Genomic DNA, 8,950 nt, shown 5'->3' on the forward strand with positions numbered 1-8,950 from the left:
TTTCCAGTTTTTCATAAGTAAACCTCCTTTAAAGTGTCACAAGGAAACACACCTATATCTTACACCTTTCATACTTATTGCAGTTAATTTATAAAAAACGGACTTCCAAATAAAAATTTAGGTGATACAAAAATAATGCAAGTTATTGTTGAATAAAAGAATGAAAAAAGGTACAATAATTACAGTGATGGAAGATTTTTCATCAGGAAAATGTAAAAAAGTTTCAGGAAGGAGAGACTATGTACAAGATTGTTAAGAAAGAGATTTTGAATCCTACCGTAACGAAAATGGTTGTGGAAGCACCTGTCGTTGCGAAAAAAGCACAAGCAGGACAATTTATTATTCTGCGCGTACATGAAGAGGGAGAACGTATTCCATTGACGATTGCTGATTATGATCGCGAAAATGGTACTATAACCATTATTTTTCAAATCGTTGGAAAAACAACTATGTTGTTGAACAACTTGAATGAAAATGATTGTATTTTAGACTTTGTTGGTCCTTTGGGGAAACCATCCCATGTGGAAGGTTTAAAAAAGGTTTGTGTAATTGGTGGAGGAGTTGGTTGTGCTATTGCATACCCAACAGCAAAAGCATTGCATGACAATGGAACAGAAGTTACTGTTATCACGGGATTCAGAAATAAGGATTTAGTAATTCTTGAAGATGAATTCAAAAAGGTAAGTACACATGCCTATTTGGTAAGTGATGATGGAAGTACTGGAACAAAAGGCCTTGTAACAAATGTATTAGAAGAATTGATTAACAATGGTGAAGAGTTTGATGAAGTGATCGCAATTGGACCACTTATCATGATGAAATTTGTATGTGCTCTTACTAAAAAATATAACGTTAAGACAGTGGTTAGTATGAATCCAATCATGATTGATGGAACCGGAATGTGTGGAGGATGTCGTTTAACTGTTGGCGGAGAAACAAAATTCGCTTGCGTAGATGGTCCTGATTTCGATGGTCATGAAGTAGATTTTGATGAAGCAATGTCTAGAGGAGCGACATATCGTGACTTTGAAGCTCACGAACGTGATTCTGCGTGTAATCTAATGAATAAGGGGGTAGCTTAAGATGCCTAATATGTCATTGAAAAAATTAGAAATGCCTGTACAAGATCCTAATATCAGAAGAAACAACTTCGAAGAAGTTGCATTAGGATATACAAAAGAAATGGCAATGGAAGAAGCACAACGCTGTTTACATTGTCCTACAAAACCATGTATTAGTGGTTGTCCAGTTTCTGTTAATATTCCTGACTTTATTGAAGAAGTGAAAAATGGAGATTTTGAAAAAGCATATCATATTATCCATGAAACAAGTTCTTTACCTGCAGTTTGTGGACGTGTTTGCCCACAAGAGACACAATGTGAACAAAAATGTGTTCGCGGAGTAAAAGGGGAAGCAGTTGCAATTGGTCGTTTGGAACGCTTTGTTGCAGATTGGTATCGTGAAAACGTAAATGAAGCACCTGCAAAACCAGTTAGCAATGGTCATAAGGTAGCGGTTGTTGGTGCAGGTCCTGCTGGACTTACATGTGCTGGTGATCTTGCGAAAAAAGGATATCAAGTATCTGTATTTGATGCACTACATGTAGCAGGTGGTGTTTTGATGTATGGAATACCAGAATTCCGTTTACCAAAAGCAATTGTACAAAACGAAATCGAAGGTTTGAAGAAGATGGGTGTTGATGTACAAACAAATGTTGTGATCGGGAGAAGTGAATCTGTAGATGATTTATTTGAAGCAGGATATGAATCCATCTTCATCGGTAGTGGAGCTGGACTTCCTAATTTCATGAATATGCCAGGTGAAAACTTAAAAGGTGTATATTCAGCAAATGAATTCTTGACTCGCTGTAATCTTATGAAAGCTTACAAAGAGGGTGTAGATACACCAATTCAACGACCAAAAAGAGCGGTTATTGTTGGTGGAGGAAATGTAGCTATGGATGCTGCTAGATGTGCAAAACGTTTAGGAGTAGAAGAAGTTACGGTAGTATATCGTCGTAGTATGGAAGAACTTCCTGCTCGTAAAGAAGAAGTAGAACATGCGATGGAAGAGGGAATCATCTTCAATCTATTAACAAATCCTGTACGTGTCCTTGGAAATGAAGAAGGATGGGTTACTGGGATGGAATGCGTGAAAATGGAACTAGGTGAGCCAGATGAAAGTGGTCGCCGTCGTCCTGTAGAAATGAAAGACAGCAATTTTGTTCTAGATGTAGAGTGTATGATTATGGCAATTGGTACTTCACCAAATCCACTTATCCGTTCTACTACAGAAAATTTAGAAACAAACCGTAAAGGATGTATCGTTGCGGATGAAAACGGTAAAACAACTCGTGAAGGCGTATTTGCTGGAGGAGATGCAGTTACTGGTGCAGCAACCGTAATCTTAGCTATGGGTGCTGGTAAAAAAGCAGCTGCCGCAATGGATGACTATATCCAAAACAAATAAGATCTTAAAAAGTTATACGCAAGTATAGCTTTTTTATATTTGTAGTATTAGAAAGGAACACAAGAATAAATGGAAGGGTTTACATTTTGTATAAATAGTGTTATTATAATAACAGGAATAAGGTTCTTATTTCTACAATCATGGTACTGGCCTTGCTATGATTGATCTGAAATGTGTGTATTCCTTTACATTCCTTCCTTTTATTGTAATGTACACAAATTTCAATTACTTGTATTCATATCGATTTCCTTTCGATAACCTAGTAAAAAGAACGCCTTGAGGCGTTCTTTTTATATCTCGATTGATTTTACTATTCTTTTATATTTTTATAATACTCAGTTGCCCAAATTTGAAGATCCGTTATTTCTATATCAGCTTCCTTTAGGAACTCATCTCTAGACTTAAGTGTATTTTTTAATCCAGTGACTTGTTTTGCATCACATACACCAGATGTTGCCATTTTTTCATCTACTTTATCATTTTCAATATCATAGCCAACGCAACTTAATACAGAATCTGAACTAAAATGACTACCGACTGTTTTCTTATCTTTTAATGAATAAGATGTCATATAAATTTCGGAAGTTGAGTGCAAAAAGCTAATTCCTTGAATTTCGTTTTTGTCAATATCTCTTGAAATACCAAAGTTATAATCATCATCAATGATGATTAGAATGGTATCTAGTGCAACTGTGCCTTCCTGAGGTTTGTGTTTAACTTCCCAACCTGCACTTTCGATCTTCTTTTCTACATCTTTTGCGATATCTGCATCGTTTTTGCTTCCGCATCCCGTTAAACCAATACATAAACCAGCCAATAATACGAAACATAGTAATTTTTTCATCTTTTTCCCTCCGTGATGAATTCTTTAATAATAAAAATTATAGCACATATATATACTAAAGTATATCTGTGTAATGATGAGCTATGAAAAGGGTGTCAAACTTTGTGTTTATAATCAAGTTTTGGTAAAAATATTGGATAATATGTAGTAGGTATGATATCCTTATAGCGGTTGGTGATGATATGAAAATAAATCAAAATACATTAAGAATGATTGGTATCGTAGGTATAATTGTACTCTTTATAGTATCGATGGTATGGCCTTTTTTACAGGTCTATGCCAAAATAGGAGCTTTAGCAATTTATGGATATATTAGCTTTTCGCAACTTAAGCAAAGAAAAAGAGAAGGCGAAGATATCGAAAAGAGTATGTTGTTTACGCTAGCAATGTTCGCTGTATTTATATATTTATTTTTCTTTTAGAAATAAACTTTTATGAAAATTTAAAGTTGTATAGGCTGCGGATTCTAGAATTCTTTAGAAATCATTGACTATTTTCGTAATTTTCGATATACTAAATGGCAGATAAGCATTGAATTAAAGTAGTACCTTGTGCACTGTCATAGAGAGTCAGCGGTTGGTGTAAGCTGATACAGATAACTTGGGAACTCGTTAAGGAGCTTGATCACTTGATCCGTGTAACTTCGCGTTAAGAAGAAATGAAGGGCATCTTGTAAAAGATGAACTAAGGTGGTACCGCGTTACTTATAACGTCCTTAGATGAGGACGTTTTTTTATATGAAAAAGGAGAGATTGTATGAGTTACGAACATAAGAGTATTGAGAAAAAATGGCAAAACTATTGGTTAACCAATAAAACGTTTGCATGTGATGCATGGGATTTTGAAAAACCAAAATGTTATGTATTGGATATGTTTCCATATCCTAGTGGAAATGGATTGCATGTAGGACATCCAGAAGGATATACAGCAACAGATATCATTTCTAGAATGAAACGTATGCAAGGTTACAATGTATTACATCCAATGGGATGGGATGCGTTTGGTTTACCTGCGGAACAGTTTGCGATTCAAACAGGGAACCATCCTGCAGAATTTACAAAGAAGAATGTTGATCATTTCCGTGAGCAAATTCAAGCTTTGGGTTTTTCCTATGATTGGGACCGTGAAATTTCAACGACAGATAAAGATTACTATAAATGGACACAGTGGATTTTCTTACAACTTTACAACAAAGGATTGGCATATGTGGATGAAATCCCTGTAAACTGGTGTCCTGAACTTGGGACGGTACTTGCGAATGAAGAAGTCATCGATGGAAAGAGTGAACGTGGAGGATATCCTGTTATTCGTAAACCTATGCGTCAATGGGTTTTAAAGATTACCGAATATGCAGAACGTTTACTAGAAGATTTGGATTTATGTGATTGGCCTTCTTCTACAAAAGAAATGCAAATCAATTGGATTGGAAAATCACAAGGTGCAAATGTGAACTTTAAAATCAAAGATACAAATAAAGAGTTCACTGTATTTACAACACGTTGTGATACACTTTTTGGGGCTACTTATTGTGTCATGTCACCAGAGCATCCTTATGTAGATGAAATTACTTCAGCATCACAAAAGGCTGAAATTGATGCTTATAAAAAGGCATGTGCTACCAAATCAGATATGGAACGTACAGAATTAAACAAAGATAAAACAGGTGTGTTTACAGGTGCGTATGCGATCAATCCAGTCAATGGTAAAGAAGTGCCAATTTGGATTTCTGATTATGTACTAGCAAGCTATGGAACAGGAGCTATAATGGCGGTTCCAGCGCACGATACACGTGACTATGAATTCGCAAAGAAATTTGATATCGAGATCGTTCAAGTATTGGAAGGCGGAGATATTAGTAAAGAAGCATACACAGAAGATGGCACACATATCAATTCTGGTTTCTTAGATGGAATGGGGAAACAAGAAGCCATTGACACTATGATTGCTTGGTTAGAAGAGCACGCATGCGGATGTGCAAAAACGACTTACAAATTACGTGACTGGTTATTCTCTAGACAACGTTATTGGGGAGAACCAATTCCAATTATCCAAATGGAAGATGGAACTACACGTACTGTAGATATAGATGAACTTCCTTTAGAATTGCCAGAGACGAAGAACTTCAAACCTAGTGATAGTGGAGAATCTCCATTAGCACATTGTGAAGATTGGTTACGAGTTGAAATCGATGGAGTAAAAGGTACAAGAGAAACCAATACAATGCCTCAATGGGCAGGTTCTTGTTGGTATTATTTACGTTATATTGATCCTAAAAATGAAGACGCAATTGCGGATCCGGAACTATTGAAACACTGGTTACCAGTAGATTTATATGTAGGTGGTGCAGAACATGCTGTTCTACACTTACTATACGCAAGATTCTGGCATAAAGTATTGTATGATTGTGGAGTTGTGACAACAAAAGAACCATTTGGAAAATTGTTCCATCAAGGGATGATTCTTGGAGAAAACAATGAAAAAATGTCAAAATCAAGAGGGAATGTTGTAAATCCTGATGATATTATCGAAACACATGGTGCGGATGCATTGCGTGTTTATGAAATGTTCATGGGACCTTTAGAAGCAGCTCTTCCTTGGAATACCAATGGATTAGATGGTGCACGTAAATGGATTGATCGTGTTTGGCGTTTGTATACCGAGTATGATAAGTTTTCAGATACAAATGATGGAAAACTTGATAAGGTATACCATGCGACAGTCAAGAAAGTAACAAACGATGTAGAGACACTAAATTTGAATACTGCGATTTCTCAAATGATGATTTTTATCAACGAATGTTATAAAGCGGATCAAATTTATGTAGAATATGCGAAAGGATTCTTGAAAATGTTCGCATGTTTCGCACCACATGCTGGTGAAGAATTGTGGGCAAATGTATTCCAAGCAACCGATTCCATTACGTACGCACCTTGGCCTGTATATGATGAAGCTATGTTAGTGGAAGATGAAATAGAAATCATCGTGCAAGTCAATGGTAAATTGAGAGGTAAATTCAGCGTACCAAATGGTAGTGATGAAGATACACTAAAAGAAGAAGCATTAAAAATTGGAAGTGTAGCAACGCAATTAGAAGGAAAAACGATCCGTAAAATGATTGTAGTAAAAGGTAAAGTAGTAAATATAGTTGCGAATTAAAAGAGTGCGTATATACCAAAAATGGTGTATACGCATTTTTTGAACCCAAACATATAAATTATATTTTTTATTGGATTTGTTAATTTCATCTACATCCAATATCAACGCTATTGTAAAAAATCTTAATGATTAGTACGAAATACAATATCAAATAGTAAGGTTGTGGAGCGTACACATAAAATCAAAGAATGAGAATATAGACTATAATTTTCATGATTGATATGAACAAAAAAACATGATAGAATATCTGCATGAAAAATATTAGAAGAATAATCGTAAGGATTATAAAAAAATCGAATGATGAAATGAAGATGGTTTTTATCCTATCTTGCCTATTTATATTTGTAGTTAGTGGTACAACCATTTCATACATTATAAATGCAAGAGAAGATAGTGTCGTGAAAGCTGTCGATAACTTTGTAGAGGAAAGCAAAGAAGAGACAAGTGTGAAACAGAAACAAATGAAGGGAGTCATTGTGATTGATCCAGGACATGGTGGATATGATCCAGGCAGTGACTTTGATGGAGTGTATGAGAAAGACGTTGTACTTTCTGTAGCAAAATATATGGGCGCATACCTTGAGAAAAATGATTATCGAGTTGTATATACAAGGGATAAAGATGTTTCTGTAGGTGATTATGAAATAAAAGATTTACAAAATCGAGTAGATATAGCATCTGCAAACCAAGCAGATTTGTTTGTTTCCTTGCATTTGAATTTTAGTGAACTTGTGTCTCAACGCGCTTATGGATTTGATACATATGCAAATGAAGGTGTAGGAGAAAGCATGAATTATGCCAACAACATTATGCAAGAACTTTCAAAATTGAATTATAGCCAAGCTCGATATGCACAAAATGGTGATACTTTACATGTGGTCAAAAAGAATGAAAGACCTGCAGTTCTAGTTGAAATGGGGTTTGTTAGTGATTCCTCTGATCTTGCTTATTTGAGAAAAGATGCAGGACAAAAAGCAATCGGAGAGGCAATTGCAAAAGCAGTTATAAATACAAAACAGGAGAAATAACTTATATCGTAGAATATTTTGTTTCTTTGTTATGTAATACAGTAAATAGAACAATTCTTATAAAGTTCTATTTGCCATTAATCAGTGTAATATGCTATACTAGATTAGGAAATTTGGAGAGTGATTAATAATGGGTAGACATTTTGAAGTACGTGCTGCAGCTATGCAGAAAACGGCAAATGCAAAAGCGAAAGTATATTCACGTTTTGGTAAGGAAATTTTGATGGCAGCAAAAGCTGGAGTTCCTGATCCGGATATGAATATGCCTCTAAAAAAAGTAATTGAACGCGCAAAAGCAAACCAAGTACCTGCGGATGTTATTAAACGTGCCATCGAAAAAGCAAAGGGTGGAAGTACAGAAAATTATTCTGCCGCAACATATGAAGGTTTTGGTTCTAATGGAGGCGCAACAGTAATCATTGACTGTTTAACAGACAATGCAAATCGTACCATTGCAGATTTACGTGCTTGTTTTAATAAATCACATGCAAAATTAGGGGTTGCTGGATGTGCATCTTTTAATTACGAACATGTTGGTTTAATCGTAATCAAATATACGGATGAAGAAGCTATGATGGACGCATTGATTATGGGCGAAGTTGAACTTAAGGATATTGAAGTAGATGGTGAAGATATGACCATTACAGTAGAACCTACAGATTTAAACAAAGCGAAAGAAGCTGTTGAAGGACTGATCCCTGGTGTTGAATTTGAAGTTATGGAAGATACTATGATTCCAAATGAATATATTACACTAGAGGGAGAAGACTTAAAACTCTTCCAGCGTTTAGTAACATTATTAGACGATGTAGATGATGTACAACAGGTATATCATAATTGTCAAAACATCAACGATCCAGTTGAATAAAGAGAAGAAGATACTTACGCTTCTTTTTTTTACTAGGAAATTACATTTGTCAATGACTTGGAAAATTACAATGTTTATCAAATTTACATTTTAAATAGGGCTAATAATCCTTATTGCTATTTGTATTTATTTATTAAATAAAATGAATTTTAAATTAGATGCAATGAGTAAGCAATTATCAAAATTATTGAATGATAGTACAAAAAAATGATAAATTTGAAAGATACGATTTGTGGCTATATATAATAAAACAAGAAATATAATTTTCATTATGTATGGTTTTGTTGATTGTTTTAGTAATATAAATAATAGATTAATTTTAAGAATTAAACCTTTAAATAGAATGGTTGATCAAATAGAAAAGCAGATATAGGAACACTATGTAACAGACATAGAATCAAACACCTGTTTTTATGTGACGAGAAATAAATATATTATAAAGAAGCCAGAAACCAAAGGCTTCTTTTTTCGTGTGCCGGGCATGGCATACATCTAAGTGGTGAAAGTCCACTGTGGAGGTTTAGTCGCTAACCACTAGTCGAAGACAAGGGTGTCCATCGTGAGATGGAATCTGAAGGAAGTCCT

At 35.0% G+C, this 8,950-nt stretch carries 7 protein-coding genes and 1 other annotated feature; of the genes, 6 read left to right on the forward strand and 1 reads right to left on the reverse strand.

The window, feature by feature from the left end; translation table 11 throughout:
* Positions 1-239: 239 nt before the first annotated feature.
* Both ACWG42_RS14525 and gltA read left to right on the forward strand, forming a co-directional pair.
* Positions 240-1,082, forward strand: coding sequence for a sulfide/dihydroorotate dehydrogenase-like FAD/NAD-binding protein (locus tag ACWG42_RS14525; protein ID WP_455793284.1), 843 nt, complete (start codon positions 240-242; stop codon positions 1,080-1,082).
* A 1-nt stretch (position 1,083) separates the two neighbouring features.
* Positions 1,084-2,469 carry an NADPH-dependent glutamate synthase gene (gltA, locus tag ACWG42_RS14530; RefSeq protein ID WP_455793285.1) on the forward strand — a complete coding sequence of 462 codons (1,386 nt, stop codon included), beginning with the start codon at positions 1,084-1,086 and terminating at the stop codon, positions 2,467-2,469.
* 310 nt (positions 2,470-2,779) lie between these two features.
* Here the strand turns inward: gltA and ACWG42_RS14535 are convergent, their stop codons facing one another.
* The gene (locus ACWG42_RS14535) at positions 2,780-3,313 is read right to left on the reverse strand and encodes an LptM family lipoprotein (protein WP_455793286.1); all 534 of its coding nucleotides are present in this window, start codon (positions 3,311-3,313) and stop codon (positions 2,780-2,782) included.
* A gap of 182 nt (positions 3,314-3,495) precedes the next feature.
* Here ACWG42_RS14535 and ACWG42_RS14540 point away from each other — a divergent pair, with 182 nt between their 5' ends.
* The 4 genes from ACWG42_RS14540 (at position 3,496) to ACWG42_RS14555 (ending at position 8,365) form a co-directional block, all read left to right on the forward strand.
* The gene (locus ACWG42_RS14540) at positions 3,496-3,735 is read left to right on the forward strand and encodes a hypothetical protein (RefSeq protein WP_455793287.1); all 240 of its coding nucleotides are present in this window, start codon (positions 3,496-3,498) and stop codon (positions 3,733-3,735) included.
* 100 nt (positions 3,736-3,835) lie between these two features.
* Positions 3,836-4,033: a binding site (T-box leader), on the forward strand.
* 36 nt (positions 4,034-4,069) lie between these two features.
* Complete coding sequence (gene leuS / locus ACWG42_RS14545; protein WP_455793288.1) at positions 4,070-6,469, forward strand: leucine--tRNA ligase; 2,400 nt, start codon at positions 4,070-4,072, stop codon at positions 6,467-6,469.
* A gap of 305 nt (positions 6,470-6,774) precedes the next feature.
* The gene (locus tag ACWG42_RS14550; RefSeq protein WP_455793289.1) at positions 6,775-7,497 is read left to right on the forward strand and encodes an N-acetylmuramoyl-L-alanine amidase family protein; all 723 of its coding nucleotides are present in this window, start codon (positions 6,775-6,777) and stop codon (positions 7,495-7,497) included.
* A gap of 130 nt (positions 7,498-7,627) precedes the next feature.
* Entirely contained in the window at positions 7,628-8,365 is a 738-nt protein-coding gene (locus ACWG42_RS14555) for a YebC/PmpR family DNA-binding transcriptional regulator (RefSeq protein ID WP_455793290.1), read from the forward strand.
* Positions 8,366-8,950: the final 585 nt, after the last annotated feature.

The organism is Amedibacillus sp. YH-ame10 (assembly GCF_053848885.1).

Bases quoted from the DNA above. Each gene is read 5' to 3' on its own strand.
- ACWG42_RS14525 (WP_455793284.1), top strand. From the start codon at position 240: ATGTACAAGATTGTTAAGAAAGAGATTTTGAATCCTACCGTAACGAAA.
- gltA (WP_455793285.1), top strand. From the start codon at position 1,084: ATGCCTAATATGTCATTGAAAAAATTAGAAATGCCTGTACAAGATCCT.
- ACWG42_RS14535 (WP_455793286.1), bottom strand. From the start codon at position 3,313: ATGAAAAAATTACTATGTTTCGTATTATTGGCTGGTTTATGTATTGGT.
- ACWG42_RS14540 (WP_455793287.1), top strand. From the start codon at position 3,496: ATGAAAATAAATCAAAATACATTAAGAATGATTGGTATCGTAGGTATA.
- leuS (WP_455793288.1), top strand. From the start codon at position 4,070: ATGAGTTACGAACATAAGAGTATTGAGAAAAAATGGCAAAACTATTGG.
- ACWG42_RS14550 (WP_455793289.1), top strand. From the start codon at position 6,775: ATGAAGATGGTTTTTATCCTATCTTGCCTATTTATATTTGTAGTTAGT.
- ACWG42_RS14555 (WP_455793290.1), top strand. From the start codon at position 7,628: ATGGGTAGACATTTTGAAGTACGTGCTGCAGCTATGCAGAAAACGGCA.